The organism is Coleofasciculus sp. A1-SPW-01 (assembly GCF_040217205.1).
GTDB classification, from domain to species: Bacteria; Cyanobacteriota; Cyanobacteriia; order Cyanobacteriales; family Coleofasciculaceae; genus Coleofasciculus; species Coleofasciculus chthonoplastes_A.
On the sequence record NZ_JAVJNP010000102.1, the window covers coordinates 18,185 to 34,949 of the forward strand.

Sequence of the window (16,765 nt, forward strand, 5' to 3'; positions counted from 1 at the left end):
ACCTAATTTTAAGTCTGGTAGTATCTTAATTGTACAGTGGAGAGCGATCGCACAAACCTGATTTAGTAACAGCTTTAAAAGGTGACAAATTTAGGAAAAGGGCGCACGTCTATGCGCCCCTACAGTTAATTAATCAATTGCCAATATTATGGGAAACGGGTGTAATCCTTTCGTCAGATAATTCGGGCTTGCTGAGTGACGCGATCGCACACCATCTCTCTACCCCGCTTAACCTTGAGCAACAGGGGTTTACAGGCTGTCGGCTCAAGGCACAAACAGCCACTAAAGTGGCTACTACAAACAGGCTACTACAAATAGCGCGATCGCACGTTTCCTTTAACGCCAATCGTCCCAATCCTGATTAAAAATCGACGTATCTGGAAACGCCGTCGGATTATTATTCCGTTCCAACCGTCGCCGCAACACCTGCAACTGCGGATCATGGGGTGGAAGTCCATCCACCAATTCAAACGGTGCAATTCCCTTCTCCAACGCAAACGCCGCCGCCGTTCCCGCCCCTGCACCCGATGACCATTCAAAGGAATGCACCCGATACGCCGCCGCTGCAATATGACTCGTGGCAATACTTTTTCCCGCCACTAACATATTGTCAATCTTTTGCGGAATCATCGCCCGCAGGGGAATTTGAAACGGATAGGCTTGACCCGCCCCCTGACGTTCCCCCTCTCGTTCTGTATTTCCTGGCGCTTCTGGGGGAGAGAAACTCATGCAAGGGTGAAAATCAATCGCGTAATGTCCAATTCCCACCGAATCGGGATAGATGGTTGAACGAGTACGTCGATTTACCTCATCGGGTGATACCTCACCCTGAATCACCGAAATCGCTTCTCGTCCCGCCAAGGCTATCCATAACTGGCGATACATTTGGGGTGATAAGGTTTGACGGTAATACTCCTCTCGGTAATTGCGGCGAGACATATCAATTTCCCAAATCGTAAACCCCTCCGGATACCCAAACGCAGGGCGTCCAATAATTCGCCGTCCTTCCCGCATATAGGGATACTTAGATAACCCATGTACTGTTCCCATGGGAGAGTCTAATCCGGATAAATAACGATAACTGGGATGGGGTTCCTTTACGCCATCACCAAGTTGGGAGTCTGTTGTTCCGTCAACTAACCAATAGAAATATCCCAGGGAGAGTTCCTCCGCCTTGCGTAAACTCTCGGTTCGCAACCCCCCCATCCAGCCTCCGGGGGCTAACTGTCCCGTCGCTTGCAATTGGTCAGGAGTATAAACAAGGTTATCAACCTCTGTACCGGGACGATAGTCATTTCCCCACGTCCAGTTTTGCATGGAGATATCCCCGACGGTGGGCGCGGTAAAGGAAATTCCGCCAAATTTCTCCGGTTCACCTTTTTTCGGACTCCAAATCCGCCGATAGGTAAACACTAAGTCAAAGTCGGCTAAGCGGGGTAATTCATAACTATAATAGGGTTCGTACTGAGGGTAAAAGGGCGGCATTTCATGGCTTTGCGGTTCCTTGGTGGCTTCCATGGCAAAGGTGTAGGTAAACCCCTGAGTACAATAGGGATTCCCGGTGGCGCTGGAAGACGAGGGTTCGAGATGAGAACGGGGGTCAATTCCCAGGCGGTAAGGGACATCCGCCAACCCAATCAGTTCCCCGGTTTCTGTAGCCTCCACAACATACCAATCTGGGACGTTTCCCGGTGATGAGTTTTGAGGAACGAAGCGGATAATAGTTTTGTCAAAGCGGGGGGAATTCGGGTACTGATACCAATCTTCAATCGTTTGCGATAAGGGAAATGTATTTAGGGGGAGTGCATCCGAGGCGGGTTGATGCTGAATGGCGATCGCACTTTTAATCAAGTTCCCGGTAGGATTATAGTCGAGTTCCTTAATTACCGTGGAGGGAAACCACTTCAGTGTCCCTTTCCCCCGTTTGGCTGCATCCCGCAACATATCCAAGAGGATATCGTGGGCGTCACTGGGAATAAAACAGGATTCACTCACCCAACAATCCCCCGGATTCAGTTCCCTATATTTGCGTCGAATCCGTTCCCGTAATTCCAAATAACCGCGAGAATAGAAAAGACGCGATCGCTGAGTCGGGCGTTCATCAAGTGCAGAGGTTCCCTGGGAGGAAATCTGTCCCCCTACCCAATCGGTAATCTCCGTCAAGCAAACCGTTCGTCCCGCGAGTAACCCTTCATAAGCTGTCGCTGCACCCGCTAATCCACCGCCAACCACCAAGATTTCACAGGTGACGGTTTCATCGGGCGTGCCATCGGAAACGCTACGGGCAATTGGGACAAAGGATAGTAGCGAAATCAGGCTAAAAGACAGGCAAACCAGCGATTTTACGGCAGATACACGTCGAGAACGCTTCATAAGAGTTAAAATGCAGAACGTATCAGATGTTACATTACAGTGGATGCCTTGACGTTGCCATCCCCCAATAAGTTCATCTCCTCAACGAAATCTTTTTGTATTATACTCGTAGTATATTGATGTTATTTAGCGCTAGAGGCGCATATTTATGCCTTACGAACAACTGAAACTGTCCACAGATAAGCCCGTTTTATCCTGGGCAAATCATGATTTAAGTCATGATGAAACCCAGATGGCAAAAAATGTAGCATCTTTACCGTTTGTGTTTAAACATGTGGCGTTAATGCCAGATGTTCACTTAGGCAAAGGCGCATTAGTTGGGTCTGTTCTTGCCACCAAAGATGCGGTTATTCCTGCCGCTGTGGGAGTTGATATTGGCTGTGGAATGGCAGCGATTAAAACGCCATTTGTGGCGGAACAACTTGAGGGCAAACTCAAGAAAATTCGTTTAGATATTGAAGCCGCCATTCCTCTGGGATTTAACCAAAATAAAGAGGTAGAAAAAGATGCCAGCAATTGGCAAGGCTGGACTCATTTCAAAGACTTACATCGCGGGGTGCAGGATGTGCAAGGAAAAGCGATGAAGCAGTTGGGTTCTCTGGGTGGTGGAAATCACTTTATTGAAGTGTGCCTCGATACAGAGGATTCAGTGTGGTTAATGCTACATTCTGGTTCTCGGAATATTGGCAATCGCTTGGCGCAATGCCATATTAGCACGGCGAAAGAATTAGCCAAACTAGCCGAAAATCGCTTACCTGATCCGGATTTAGCCTACTTTATCGCCGGAACTCCAGAATTTGCCGCCTACTGGCGAGATTTACAATGGGCGCAAAATTATGCCCGTTATAATCGCGATGTGATGATGGCGCGTTTTAAGCGAATTGTGGAACAACATTTGGCGGGCGGTAAGCCAATCAAGCCCTTGTTAGAGGTAAATTGCCATCACAATTATGCCGAGAAAGAAGTCCATTTCGGTGAAGACGTGTATGTGACGCGCAAGGGTGCAGTACGGGCGCGTGAAGAGGATTACGGGATTATACCCGGTTCGATGGGGGCAAAATCGTTTATTGTCAAAGGGAAAGGGAATCATGCAAGTTATTGCAGTTGCTCCCATGGCGCAGGGCGTTTAATGTCTCGGAAAAAGGCAAAGAAACAGTTTTCCCTGGATGATTTGGTGACACAAACTCAAGGGGTTGAATGTCGCAAGGATGGCGGGGTTTTGGATGAGATTCCCGGCGCTTATAAACCCATCGATGAAGTGATGAATAATCAAGCGGATTTGGTGGAGGTGGTGGCGACGCTAAAGCAGGTAGTTTGCGTGAAAGGTTGATTTTTCGGGTGGGCATTGCCCACCTTATTTGTTGGTATCAAATTCGCTTTTCTATTTTTAGAAGCTTACCTCATGCTAGACAACTATAAGTTGTGGCTAACACAGACTCAATGATCAAGATTCGAGTTAAAATCGGATGAGTGTAGACATGACAAACGTTTCCTTTGAGAATGAAAATTTACCTAAAATCTCCTCAAGTCACTCTCTATCACGGAGATTGCTTAGATACACTGCGCTTGCTACCTGATGATTCAGTTAATCTTATCCTTACTGATCCACCTTATCATTCGACAAAAAAAGCCAACATTACGGGTGACAAAGACTTTAAACATGACCAAGATTACCTTAACTGGTTAGACACTATAGCAGAGCAATGGCAACGGGTGTTAGCTCCCAACGGTTCCCTATACTGTTGTGCCTCTCTCAAGATGGCAGCCAGAATTGAGGTGATGTTAGCTGAACGATTTAATGTACTCGCTTCAATCACCTGGACAAAGCCCAATGCTCCAGGGTATGACGGATGGAAGCAGAAAACAAACAAGGAAAGTCTACGCAGTTGGTATTTACATTCTGAGCGGATTATTTTTGCTGAGTCAGCATCCCCAGAAGAGCCTAAACAGGCTACTCGAAGATGCTCATCTCGCTCTGCTGCTACCACTTCATTATCCGCCTTTGGCAGCTTACTTAGAAAAACTCGCTTGGCAGCAGGACTATCTACAATTCAACTAACAGAAGCTATTGGTGAGTATGGTAGCGTAAATCACGGTGGTGCGGTATCCAATTGGGAAACTGGCAGGAATATCCCAAGTCCTGAGCAATATCAAAAACTAAAATCAGTATTTGCTAAACTCAGTTCCCAAGTTCCCGAACTGCCTGATTACGAGAAAATAATCAGACCTTTCTGTGTAACAGCTAATATCCCCTACACGGATGTTTGGGATTTCCCTACAGTCAAACCTTATCCGGGTAAACATCCAGCGGAAAAGCCCCTAGATCTAATTACACATATTATCAAAGCCAGTTCTTATCCAGGTGACGTCGTTCTGGATTGCTTTGCTGGCTCAGGTGTTGTGGGACAAGCTGCCAAAATGTTAGGGCGTAAAGCCATTCTCGTTGAAATTGAGGAGCGTTGGTGTCACAAAATTGCTCTACGGTGTTCCGAGCCATCTGAGTTATTACCAGAAGTTAAGAAATCAGCCTTTGATTGGCAGAAAGAACCCTTATTTCAGCTATTGTTCGATATGCCTTCTTGACGAGCCATATCCATAATCCCCTCTGTTCGCCAAGCCAAAAAAGATAGTTGATACTTAGTTGCCTCTATCTCTTGAGAAGAAGCATACTCATAGACGCGGATTCCTGCCCCTTGACCTCCCGTCTTTTTGCCTGTATATCCATGTCTTATCTGAAAGTCGTCAGAACGGGTAGTGTCGGGTACACGAGCAATGTATTGTCCGCCAAGTGGTGGAGTTCGGGAAGTTGCCGGAGACCAATCGTACTGACTCGGAGGGTAATTATTCCAGTGATATCTTGTTTCATAAAGAACTAATAAATTTCTGCCAAGCTCTAGGTCGTTGGGTAAATCGGGATGAGGCTCTGGAGGATTATCAGAAAAGTAATCTTCTGGAGAAGCAAGAACGATATAACCCTTCTCGAATCCACCTTCTGGTTGAAGAAAGTTACTGTTCCAAGAACTGATTGGGATTAGGACGGTATTACATCTCTTTACACGATTTTGGTATACAGTATCTTTTTCAGCTCCCCTTGTTTGACTGGTCTTGTAGATTTTCATCGCTATGGCTTCTGGCAGTCCAAGTTTGTAGCTTAGCTTAGTTTTTTTAGCCTTCACTCTTCTACCTCAATGCCGTAATTAGTAAAGAGAGCAGAAACAGATATATTTAGTGCTTTAGCTAGCTTTTCAATATTTTCTAATGAGGGATTGCGACTCCCCCTTTCAATACTTGAGATGTAAGTGCGGTGAAGGTCAGCTTTTTCAGCAAGTTCCTCTTGAGAAAAATCTAATTCTCGCCGACGTCGTCTTATCGCTTTGCCAAAGCGCTGTTTAATATCTGGTTTGCTATCTTGCCTCACAGCATAATTTTTAGGGAGCGCAGACAATAAGTCTACATACAATAAATAACTCTTTGTATACTATGAGTAACAAAATGGACATGGGCGATCGCTTAATTCCCAAAACTACTATTCATCCTCATCTGACTCATCCAAATACAGCCGAATAAACTCTTGCGCCGCCGCCGGATCAATCTTCCGCAGTGCCTTTCTGATTTCCAAAACTGTCTCAGCGGACGGATCTTGAGTGTTTTGATACCAGTAGTGAACCGTTGATCGACCAATACCCATTGTCACCGCCAATTTATTTTGGCTGATTTTGTACGTCTGCAATACCTGCCTTAGCGCTTCACCTGCTTTTCCCATGGTTTCTATAGTGTCAGAGGCTTATGACTCAGTAAATGTTCATAGTTATGAACTTTGTGCTAAACTGACTTTGTGTTCGTTTTTATGAACATAAGCCACAAAAATTAGGACAACTCCAATGACTGAAGACTTTATCCGCGACTCCTCTCCAACTCCCAACCCTGCAACCCCTCTACCATCTACGCCCCCGCCAGACAACCGACAGCCTCTAAAAGTGATCGTTATCAGTTCACCTCAAGGCGTCACCCGCACCATTCATACCTTCTATCGCCTCGGCTACGCCCACGTCAGCGAGTGGAGTAAACCCCAACCCACCCAGAATCCGGGCGAAGTGATGAGTGTTCTCTACCGCCGCCTTCGTATCGATTAATGAATAGATCTCACCTCTAACCTCCTTCTCAATTCGGGAAGGGGGAAAAGTCAAACCCCATCGAAAACCCAAAAATAGCCATGATGCGAATCCGACACCGTATTAATCCCCAAACCTTTGTCATCACTCTCAACCAAATCGCTAAATACTTGAACATTGATCCCTGGCGTATTCTCAACTGGGAAAAATGGCACAATGTTCTTTGGGTACATATTCAAGGACGGGGCGGTTATTTTGTGAGTTATCGAAACCTCGAACAATGGATCGCGGCGTGCCGTACTTTGATCCGCTTCTGTCCCAACCGAGAAGCCCTAAACCTTCTCTGGTCATTGATTCAGCAAGAAGCCCAACGGTATACAAAACAGGTCTGGGATCGGCTTCAAGCTATATACCAGCAACGCTACACCCAGTTATCTAAACGTTCAATGGTGATATAATTGAGGTAATAGGATTAATTTTCTTTAAGTATTAAACACCATCGTTCCGCCGTTTCGGTTCATCAAACTTAGGATTTATGCCCGGTTTAAGTTAGGAGAATTTAGGCGATTTTATGTATAAAAATCACAAAGACATTGTGATGTAAATCAATTGGCCCAGTGATTAAAAATACAAAGAAATACTGAATTATTCATAAGAATAGAAAATAAGCAAATGGTGGGCTAAGTCAAAATAAGGAGCGATCGCCGAGCCAATAACCAAACAACGGCGATGTTCCAGGTCAGTGACAGCTAGGAACTAGACAGAACGTTTCCCCGTCAGGACTCAGACATTTAGAGACTCTAGATCTGACCCAACCGACTTATTGCCCAAAAATCTTCTGGCTAAGGCTGGATGTAAGGGCTGCATCTATCGTAGAGCATCAAACAAGTGCGATTATTCCCATCGATATCACTATCGATCGCGATCGCGCTCCGTGAAAGCATCTATGATAAAAGGATTTTAGTGCATGTCCGAACAATTCCGTCTGTTGCAATCTCTGATTCCGGCAATCGCCAAGGTTCCAGATCTTCACTCAGCATTGGATTTAGTGCTGCATCGCGTCTGTGAAGTGACCCATTGGGATTATGGTGAAGCATGGCTGCCGACGCCTAATTCTCACAGTTTAACCTGTAGCCAAGCTTGGTCTGGTGATCCGTCTAAGCTGCAATCCTTTCGACACACCAGAGAAACATTAACATTTTCTCCCAATATCGGTTTACCTGGACGGGTTTGGAAATCAAAACAACCAGAATGGATTGACCAAACCAAGCCAAATAGGATTGATCCGGATGCCGAATTCACTCTGCTTAGCGCCACGGATCAGCCGCAAGAGTTTCAAGCTGGAGGCGCTATCCCGATTCTCCTCGATGATCGGGTACTCACTGTTTTAACATTTTTTACCCGCCACTCTCATCCTGGCGATCGCCAATGGATGGAATGGGTGAGTGCGATCGCAATGCAGTTGGGGTTGGTGATGGAACGCCAACAATTAACCGAACAACTGCACCAGCAACAAGAATTTAATCAAAATTTAGTCGAAACCCACGGTGGCTTTTTTGTCGCCATTGACCCCCAGGGAAAAACTCGGATGATGAATCCCAGATTATTGGAAACGTTGGGTTATACCCTGGATGAAGTGAGGGGAACAGATTTTGTGACCAAGTTTATTCGAGATGTTGACCGCAAACCCTTTGCCAAATTAATCAAAACCCGTGAGGAAAAATCAGAATTAAAATCGCCCACTGTACATCAAACCGGAGTCCTGACCAAAGAGGGTCAAGAACTTTGGGTAGAATGGCGTAGCCAACAGGTTTTTAAGAAAAGCGGTGAACTTGACTTCTTGTTTGCCATCGGACGGGATCAAAATGAACATTGTCTCACCCATCAAGAAACAGCCCGTTTAGCCTCGTTTCCCCTATTGACTCCCAATCCCATTGTCGAAATTGATTTAGCCGGACGTGTGCGTTATCTTAACCCAGAAGCCATGCGCTTGTTGCCCGAATTATTAGATAGTGAAGCTGAACATCCATTTTTGGCAGAAATGCCCTCGATGATTCGATTGATGCAGCAGCAAAGTTCCTTGAGGCGCGAGGTGAAAATTGGGGAAATTGTTTACGAACAAGTCCTGCACTACGTTCCCGAAATTGAATGCATTCGCATTTATGCCTTAGATATCACCGATCGCAAACGAGCAGAAGAACTATTATTGTTTAATGCCTTTTACGATCGCCTCACCGGACTAGCGAACCGCGCCTTATTCATGGATCGCTTGCAGCAAGCCGGACGACGCGCCCAACCGAGTCAAGGAGAGAACCGAGATTCTCCATCCTATCGATTTGCCGTGGTGTTACTCAATCTCAATCGCTTCAAAGTCGTGAACGAAAGTTTGGGGAACCATTTAGGGGATCAAGTGCTGCAAGAGTTTGGACAGCGCTTACAAAACTGCTTGCGTCCCACGGATACCGTTGCCCGTTTGGGTGGTGATGAGTTTGCTATCCTGCTAGAGGGGATTCAGGGGGTTTGTGATGCCATTCAAGTGGCAGATGCAATTGAGCAAACCTTGACATTACCCTTTAATCTTGAAGGGCGGGACGTGTTCATGACAACCAGCATTGGCATTGCCCTAAATACGAATCGCGATCGCCAGGTTTTATCGGCTGAAAACATACTCCGTAACGCCAATACCGCCATGCATCGCGCCCGTTCCCAAGGGAAACCGGGCTATGCCATCTTTGATAACCAGATGTTGAGTCCCACGGTTGATCGATTACAGCTAGAAACAGATATGCGGCGTGCGATCGAACGGCAAGAATTTCAAGTCCATTATCAACCCATTGTCTCCCTACTCACTCATCAGATTACCGGCTTTGAAGCGTTATTACGTTGGCAACATCCGCAACGCGGGTTAGTCTTTCCCGCCGAGTTTATTCCCATCGCCGAAGAAACCGGATTAATTATTCCCATGGGGTGGTGGATACTGCGGGAAGCTTGTCGCCAACTCAGTATTTGGCAGCAGCAATTTCAAAGTCCCCAACCCTTGACAATGAATGTGAATTTGTCCTGTAAACAGTTTACGCAACCGGATTTATTGGCGCAAATTGACCAAATATTAGAGGAAACTAATATTGCAGTTGGTAGTTTAAAGTTGGAGATTACCGAAAGTGTGGTCATCGATAATCCGGAACTGGTCAAAGACTTACTGTTGGAATTGAAAAAACGGCAAATTCATCTGTGTATTGACGACTTTGGCACTGGCTATTCCTCCTTAAGTCGCCTGCATAATTTTCCGATTAGTACGCTAAAAATTGATCGCTCGTTTATCAGTCGGATTGGGGCGTTAGGTGAAAACTCGGAAATTGTTCAAGCGATTATCACCCTCGCCCGAACCATGAGTATGGATGTAGTCGCTGAGGGAATTGAGTTATTGGAACAGGTGTCGCCTTTAGTGGCATTACAATGTCACTATGGTCAAGGATTTTTATTCTCAAAACCTGTAGACAGTGATGGCGCTATAAAATTACTTCGAGGAAAATCGGTTCAGTTAGAGCGTCAGATTAGTCGTTCAGTGAGCGTTAAAAATGAAGTCAAAAATTCTGTATCTATAGAGAATGATATAAGATAATAATCTTATCACCGTTTTCTGACATGAGGCGAATTTTTATGTCTGGAATTGTATTCGTTGTACATAGTAGATATAGGATGAGAATGTAATCCTCGATTTCTCATCCCATGCTTCAAGCTAACTGGGACAAAAGCACACAGCAAAGCATCCAAGGGAAAACAGCACTGGTTTTGTTAGGCATAGTCCTACTCTCGCTGTTTTTTCCTTTGTTCCTGAGTGGAGTCGGATTGTTTCTGAGTCTCTGGGTGATTGTCCCAGCGCCTACGTTTTGGATGTTACCGCTAGCCGTGGCTGCACCAGAAGCGAGTCCTTGGCTGCTGGGTGTGAATGCGATCGCACTAATACTGGCTATCTTAAATTTACAAGAAGGGGGGCTTGACAATTTTGCCGTAATCTGTAGTCTGATTGGTTTAATCCTCAGCCTTTTGCCGTTAATTCAGTTTCCAGGAGTGAATGCACGAATCGCGGCTCAAATGCAGAGGGATCTGGGTTTAGAGGATTGGGCAACAATTACTCCGGATGCACCGACACCCATGCGTCCTCAGCCTTTTAGTTTAGCCGATGCGTTTCGGGGGATTGCGATAGCGAAGCGCTGCTGCTTTCAGCAGATCGCGGAGGTTCGTATTGACCGAGGGATTATATTTTCTCAGCCGGATGGGGTAAACCTTAAACTCAATGTTTACCGACCATTAACAATTGGTAAATATCCAACTATTATTACCATCTATGGGGGGGCGTGGCAAGTTGGAACTGCCGATAACAATGAGACATTTAACCGATACATGGCAAATCAGGGCTACTCTGTGATCGCGATTGATTACCGTCATGCTCCCCAATACCACTTTCCGGCTCAACTGGAGGATGTACAGGCAGCTTTATCCTATATTCAAAGCCATGCTCATGAGTTAGAAATTGATCCGGAACGAATTGCTCTCATGGGGCGATCGGCAGGGGCGCAACTGGCAGCACTTGCAGCTTATCATCTAAATACAATTCCGATTCGGGCTGTGGTGAATTACTACGGACCTGTAGATTTAAAAGAAGGATACTATGACTTGCCTTTTCCTGACCCGCTCAACATTCGGGCGATTCTCCGCGCCTTTTTAGCCGGAACACCGGATGAAGTACCAGAACTTTATCTGGAAGCTTCTCCGATTCGTTATGTTAAATCTAATCTGCCGCCTACGTTATTGGTTTACGCGGGTCGAGATCATATCATTAAGGCAAAGTTTGGACGCCAACTCTACGAGCAATTACAAGCGGCTGATAATTGTGCTGTTTGGTTAGAAATTCCCTGGGCTGAACATGCCTTTGATGCAGTTTTTAATGGCGTGAGTAATCAGTTGGCATTATACTACACGGAGCGATTTCTGGCTTGGGCGTTGAAGTCTTCTTGAAAAAAACAATTATGAAACACCTTGAGGGTAAAATCACAGTAGTCACAGGCGCAACGCGAGGTCTAGGTAAGGGAATTGCGATCGCGCTGGGTGAAGCTGGGGCGACAGTCTATATTACAGGGCGCACCCTGGAGCGTTCAACCTCTGATGATGGTGTATCTGGGAGTCTCCAGGAAACCCAATCCGCCGTTGAGGAAGTTGGTGGCGTCTGTATTCCCATCCAAGTGGATCACAGTGACGATGAGCAAGTGCGTTTGCTGTTTGAGCGTATCCAGGATGAACAAGGACAACTTGATCTGCTGGTTAATAATGCTTACGCCGGGGTACAAGCCTTAACAGATGCTTCAGGAAAGCCGTTCTGGGAGAGTGAACCGAATTTGTGGGATGCTTGCAATAATGTCGGGCTGCGGAGCCACTATGTCGCCAGTATTTTTGCCGCCCGGATGATGACCCCGCATCAGCAAGGACTTATCTGTACTATCTCGTCTTGGGGTAGTTTATCCTATATTTTTAGTCCTCCCTACGGTGCAGGTAAATCAGCGTGCGATCGCCTAGCGGCAGATATGGCGATTGAACTCAAACCCCAGAACATTGTATCCCTGTCAATTTGGCCCGGAATTGTGGGGACGGAAAAGTTTACTCAGTTTGCTGCCAATATGGATGAAAGTGCAGGGCTTGACCCGAAAAACTCAGCCATAAAAGAGAGGTACAACTGGGAAACCCCCTTACTCACCGGACGGGTGATTGCGGCGCTAGCTACGGATTCCACGGTGATGCGACGAACCGGGCGGGTGCAGATTGTGGCGGAGTTGGCTAAACACTATGGATTGGTAGACAAAAACGGGGAACGTCCTGTATCGTTACGATCTCTGCGCTTCCTGCTTCCTCTAGTTTTTCCCGCCCTGAGAAAATACCCCTGGCTGGTACCTAATATTAATGTACCTTGGTCACTGCTACTGCTAAAATCACTCAGCTCACCGAAAATAGGAGCTGCTGAATAAGTGTTGTGGTGGGGGAAGCTGGGGAAGCTGGGGAAGCTGGGGAAGCAAATGACTAATGACTAATGACTAATGACTAATGACTAATGACTAATGACTAATGACAAACCTACTAAAATAAACAGATGACCCAGCTAAGCTCAGCCGTTGTCCTGATTACCGGTGCCGCCGGTGGCTTTGGACAAGAGTTAACCCGACAGTTATTGATGGCGGGTAGCCGCTTAATCTTAACGGATTTGGATAAAACCGGGCTACATCAACGGGTGGCGGATATTCAGCGTCAAGTCGCCACGGGGGAGGTAATGGCTTGCTTTGAGGCTGATTTGTCATCTGGCGAGGGCTGTGAAGCGCTGTATCATCAGGTCAAAGCCCTGGATATGCCGATTGACATTTTGATTAATAATGCTGGAATTGCCGTATTTGGTCGCATGGACGAAGTTCCAGCACCGGCATGGGAACGGTTGATGCAGGTGAACTTAATCACACCAATGCGTTTAAGTTCCTTTTTTGTGGCGGATATGATTGCGCGTCAAAAAGGGCATATTGTGAATATTTCATCCGTCGCGGGTTGGTTTGCACCTGCAGGATTGACCCATTATTCTACCAGTAAATATGGGTTACGGGGATTTAGTGAAGGGCTATTCAATGAAGTCAAGGACTACAATGTCAAAGTGACAGCCGTTTATCCATTTTTTAGCCGTACCCCCATTCTGCAAGCAAAACGGTATGGCACACTCGCTGAGGGACATCAAGGTGTGCCTGAATCCTGGACAACTGATCCAGTGAAGGTGATGGCGGCGACGCTTCAAGGCATTCAGCGGGATCGACTGCACGTTTTCCCGGATGCGATCGCGCAAAATGTCCAATTTTTCAAACGATACAGTCCTGGCTTATTAGACTGGATCAGTAATGAGTTTGCCAAAAGATTAAATCGTGGTGCAAGTTAGTCATTCTCGCTCAACAGTACAGCAGGTTAATACCAGTCACAAGCAGTTGATTCTCGGCGCAGGGTTTGTGGGATTGGGTATGGCTCAAGCCCTAAAAGCGGCGGGTATTGCCTATGATCAGGTGGATGGGAGTGATGATATCGGTGGTAATTGGTATCACGGGGTTTATGAAACTGCCCATATTATTTCATCCCGGACTATTACCCAATTTACTCATTTTCCCATGCCTGATGATTATCCAGATTTCCCCAGCGCTGAACATATCCGGGATTATCTGAATCGTTTTGCCGATCATTTTCAGTTACGAGAGCCGATTGAACTCAATCGTACTGTTGAGTATGTTCGACCCATTGAAAACAATCTCTGGGAAGTTACCTTTGCCAATGGAGAACAACGAATTTATAAAGGCGTATTACTGTGTAACGGACATCATTGGTGCAAACGGTTTCCCAAATTTGAGGGACAATTTCACGGGGAAATTATTCATTCTAAAGATTACAAAACACCGGATCAACTTCGGAGTAAACGGGTGCTAGTGATCGGTGGTGGAAATTCAGCCTGTGATATTGCCGCCGAAGCCGCACGGGTAAGCCTGAAAAGTGTTTTAAGTATGCGTGAATCCGTCTGGTTTATTCCTAAAACATTTGCTGGAGTCCCGACGGCTGATCTAGTGCGATGGTGGATGCCAGAATGGTTACAACGGCTGGCGATGTACGGAATCATCCGTCTGACATTTGGAAATCATCAAGACTATGGTTTATCTAAACCGAACCATCGCATTTTTGAGAAACACCCCACGTTAAATAATGAAGTGCCGTATTATATTAAACATGGTCGGATTCTTGCCAAGCCTGGGGTGCGTCGGCTTCAGGGAAAAAAAGTCGAGTTTGTCGATGGGAGTGAGCAGGAATTTGATTTAATTGTTTGTGCTACTGGCTATCATGTTGCCTATCCCTTCTTACCAGAGGAACTTCAGCGCGTTGAAGGATCTGTGGTTAAATGTTATGGTAGCTCGTTTATTGAGGATTACAAGGGACTCTATTACATTGGCTGGGGACAAGCGCGGGGCGGAGTTGGCTCATTGATAGCGGCTTACGGTCCCTATTTTACCCGTTGTCTGCAACTCCAGGATGAAATTAATGTGCCGCTAGGGTTGGTGTTTAAAGAAATGGGACAAGAGTTACCAACGACGCATTTATCTGATCCGCAGCAAATTTTTAGGCAGTTAAAACAGGCTCATTTTTTCTTTAACTGGATTGCTAAAAAAGCGGATCAAGTTGATGCCAAATATCCTAACTTTGAGAACCGTTCACTCCCGGCTAAACAATGACAGAAAAAAGGCAGAAAAATTCAATGGATTTATCCCCAGTTGTAGGGGCGCGTTTAGGGACTAAATTCAGCCATGGGTGAAATAACTGAACAACCTCACGGGGGGACAAGTTCGACACCATTGTAGAGACGCGCCATGGCGCGTCTCTACTTCATCTTTGGAGATATAGCACTACGCACACACGTTAGGACAAAATCAAGAAAAATTAAAATCGCTTTGACCCTGAATTTCGACAGGCTCAATTGCCGCGAAGCGACGCCCTGAGTGTGCCGAAGGGTCGAAGGGTCAATCCCTTTTCAGGTAAGCTTTTGTCTTCACTATTGCCTATTGCCTATTGCAAGAAAGCCTAGGGCGTAGCGCTATACCAATGTCGCTCAAAGCCTGATTTAAACTGAAGTTTCCCCAGTTCAGATGTACTGCCGGGGACTAAATCCTTACGGTAGACTTGCTCTATGGGGCTTATCTATGGGGTAAAATTACCAGGCATAATCGCACCTCTGAGATCCGTACTCTCAAGCTGAGTATCTGTCAGATTTGCCGCCGTTAAATCAGCGTTTCTTAGGTAAGCGCCCTTAAGATCTGCATCAATCAAATTCGCCTCTCTCAAATTGGCATTCTCTAAATTAGCACTTTGCAAATTCGCCCCTTGGAGGTTAGCTTCACTCAGATTAGCCTCTCTCAAGTCAACGGTTCTCAGATCCATTTCCCTCAAATCAGCGCCACTCAAATTACATCCAGCACATTCACCCGTTTGCTGCAATTGCTGGATTTCAGGTAGAGACGCGCCATGGCGCGTCTCTACTAACCGCACAGGATTAGTAATCCGAGACGCGATCGCGAAACCTGTACCCATCACCGCCAATACTCCCAGTTTCAATACCAACATCGGCGTAATTCCAGACTGGAGTAACTGAAACTGATCCGAAGTTGGCGAATTTCCCACCCCATCAATCGGTAACAATTCCGCCAGCGCCGTCGCCGCATTGGGGAAGCGATCGCGCAATTTAGGTGCGACCATTTTATCCAGCCAGGTGATAAACTGAGGATTCAAACCCGATACCAGGGATTTATAGTTAATTCGACAATCTTCATCCATTAAATTGCCAATATCAGCGGATTTAGTTTGAGTTAGTAAACAAATCAGCGTTACCCCTAAACCATATAAATCAGACGCTTCCGTGAGTTGGCGATTAAACATCTGTTCCGGTGGCATAAATCCTAACGTTCCCTTCACCACACTACTCGCCGCCAAATCATCCCCAAACGCACGCGCTAAACCAAAATCGACTAAATAAACCTTAATCTGGGGGGAACGTTCAACTAAAATATTTTCCGGCTTAATATCTCGATGTATAATCGGCGGAACTTGCTGTTGTAGGTAAACCAACACCTCCAAGAGTGCGATCGCAATTTGTTTAACCTCCTCTGGGGTAAAGGATTGGGGAACGGCTAAAGAGGGGGCTTGCTTGTATTCCTGAATTAAGCAAAAGCCATCCGGCGTTTCAAATGCATCCAGGTACTGAGGAATACTAGGACAATCCAATTGTTGCAGCAGAGTAATTTCCCGTTCATGGGCGTCAAAATCTGACCAATTCGCACCCGTTTTGGCAAATTGAAATTGTTTAATCACCACCGATTGTTCTGTGGAGTGATGAGTGGCTAAGTACGTTACCCGCCCACTACTGCGGTTGTGTCCCAATTCCCGCTGAATATGATAACCTTGCTGGAAAAATTCGGGGTAGTTATTATTTGAGTTTTGAATAATAGAATTCATGGCTACATCAATATTTTTTTTAGTTTTGATCCAAGTTGAAGCCAGTTAAATATTGACAAGCGACCCATCACCGTTAATGCTGATGTAGGGGCGACCCGCTTGTCTAACTAAACAACTGTATCCACTCAATTTAATTGGGTCGCCCTTTACTTGATCTGGCTTTTCCGCGAGTTGAACAAATGACAAATGACAAATGACAAATGACGCTCCCC

15 protein-coding genes are annotated in these 16,765 nt (G+C 46.0%); 10 read left to right on the forward strand and 5 right to left on the reverse strand.

The window, feature by feature from the left end; all coding sequences use genetic code 11:
• Positions 1–29 precede the first annotated feature (29 nt).
• Entirely contained in the window at positions 30–365 is a 336-nt protein-coding gene (locus RH949_RS15255) for a hypothetical protein (RefSeq protein WP_446354250.1), read from the forward strand.
• Here the strand turns inward: RH949_RS15255 and RH949_RS15260 are convergent.
• Complete coding sequence (locus RH949_RS15260) at positions 337–2,373, reverse strand: FAD-dependent oxidoreductase (RefSeq protein ID WP_446354252.1); 2,037 nt, start codon at positions 2,371–2,373, stop codon at positions 337–339. The two genes, RH949_RS15255 and RH949_RS15260, sit on opposite strands and share 29 nt — an antisense overlap.
• 148 nt (positions 2,374–2,521) lie before the next feature.
• On the opposite strand from RH949_RS15260, the gene RH949_RS15265 reads away from it, so the two are divergent.
• Entirely contained in the window at positions 2,522–3,703 is a 1,182-nt protein-coding gene (locus RH949_RS15265) for an RtcB family protein (RefSeq protein ID WP_446354254.1), read from the forward strand.
• A gap of 170 nt (positions 3,704–3,873) precedes the next feature.
• Complete coding sequence (locus tag RH949_RS15270) at positions 3,874–4,956, forward strand: DNA-methyltransferase (protein WP_446354256.1); 1,083 nt, start codon at positions 3,874–3,876, stop codon at positions 4,954–4,956.
• Here the strand turns inward: RH949_RS15270 and RH949_RS15275 are convergent.
• The 3 genes from RH949_RS15275 to RH949_RS15285 form a co-directional block, all read right to left on the reverse strand.
• Positions 4,929–5,549: a BstXI family restriction endonuclease gene (locus tag RH949_RS15275; protein ID WP_446354258.1), complete on the reverse strand. Its 621-nt coding sequence runs from the start codon at positions 5,547–5,549 to the stop codon at positions 4,929–4,931. The two genes, RH949_RS15270 and RH949_RS15275, sit on opposite strands and share 28 nt — an antisense overlap.
• Entirely contained in the window at positions 5,546–5,791 is a 246-nt protein-coding gene (locus RH949_RS15280; protein WP_446354374.1) for a helix-turn-helix domain-containing protein, read from the reverse strand. The genes RH949_RS15275 and RH949_RS15280 overlap by 4 nt, the downstream gene beginning before the upstream one ends.
• A gap of 108 nt (positions 5,792–5,899) precedes the next feature.
• Positions 5,900–6,136, reverse strand: coding sequence for a helix-turn-helix domain-containing protein (locus RH949_RS15285; protein ID WP_446354260.1), 237 nt, complete (start codon positions 6,134–6,136; stop codon positions 5,900–5,902).
• A 118-nt stretch (positions 6,137–6,254) separates the two neighbouring features.
• On the opposite strand from RH949_RS15285, the gene RH949_RS15290 reads away from it, so the two are divergent.
• From RH949_RS15290 to RH949_RS15320, 7 genes are all read left to right on the forward strand, one after another.
• Complete coding sequence (locus tag RH949_RS15290; RefSeq protein WP_446354262.1) at positions 6,255–6,506, forward strand: hypothetical protein; 252 nt, start codon at positions 6,255–6,257, stop codon at positions 6,504–6,506.
• An 80-nt stretch (positions 6,507–6,586) separates the two neighbouring features.
• The gene (locus RH949_RS15295) at positions 6,587–6,943 is read left to right on the forward strand and encodes a hypothetical protein (protein WP_044209179.1); all 357 of its coding nucleotides are present in this window, start codon (positions 6,587–6,589) and stop codon (positions 6,941–6,943) included.
• Between the two features lie 509 nt (positions 6,944–7,452).
• Complete coding sequence (locus RH949_RS15300) at positions 7,453–10,107, forward strand: EAL domain-containing protein (RefSeq protein WP_446354264.1); 2,655 nt, start codon at positions 7,453–7,455, stop codon at positions 10,105–10,107.
• Between the two features lie 107 nt (positions 10,108–10,214).
• Positions 10,215–11,504, forward strand: a complete 1,290-nt coding sequence (locus RH949_RS15305; RefSeq protein ID WP_446354266.1) for an alpha/beta hydrolase fold domain-containing protein — start codon at positions 10,215–10,217, stop codon at positions 11,502–11,504.
• Between the two features lie 11 nt (positions 11,505–11,515).
• Positions 11,516–12,505, forward strand: coding sequence for an SDR family NAD(P)-dependent oxidoreductase (locus tag RH949_RS15310; protein ID WP_446354268.1), 990 nt, complete (start codon positions 11,516–11,518; stop codon positions 12,503–12,505).
• A 122-nt stretch (positions 12,506–12,627) separates the two neighbouring features.
• Positions 12,628–13,449 (forward strand): SDR family NAD(P)-dependent oxidoreductase, encoded by an 822-nt coding sequence (locus tag RH949_RS15315; RefSeq protein WP_446354270.1) that lies wholly within the window; start codon positions 12,628–12,630, stop codon positions 13,447–13,449.
• Entirely contained in the window at positions 13,439–14,779 is a 1,341-nt protein-coding gene (locus tag RH949_RS15320) for a flavin-containing monooxygenase (protein WP_446354376.1), read from the forward strand. The genes RH949_RS15315 and RH949_RS15320 overlap by 11 nt, the downstream gene beginning before the upstream one ends.
• A gap of 463 nt (positions 14,780–15,242) precedes the next feature.
• On the opposite strand, the gene RH949_RS15325 is transcribed toward RH949_RS15320, so the two are convergent.
• Positions 15,243–16,553, reverse strand: a complete 1,311-nt coding sequence (locus RH949_RS15325) for a serine/threonine-protein kinase (protein ID WP_044209174.1) — start codon at positions 16,551–16,553, stop codon at positions 15,243–15,245.
• Between the last annotated feature and the right edge of the window lie 212 nt (positions 16,554–16,765).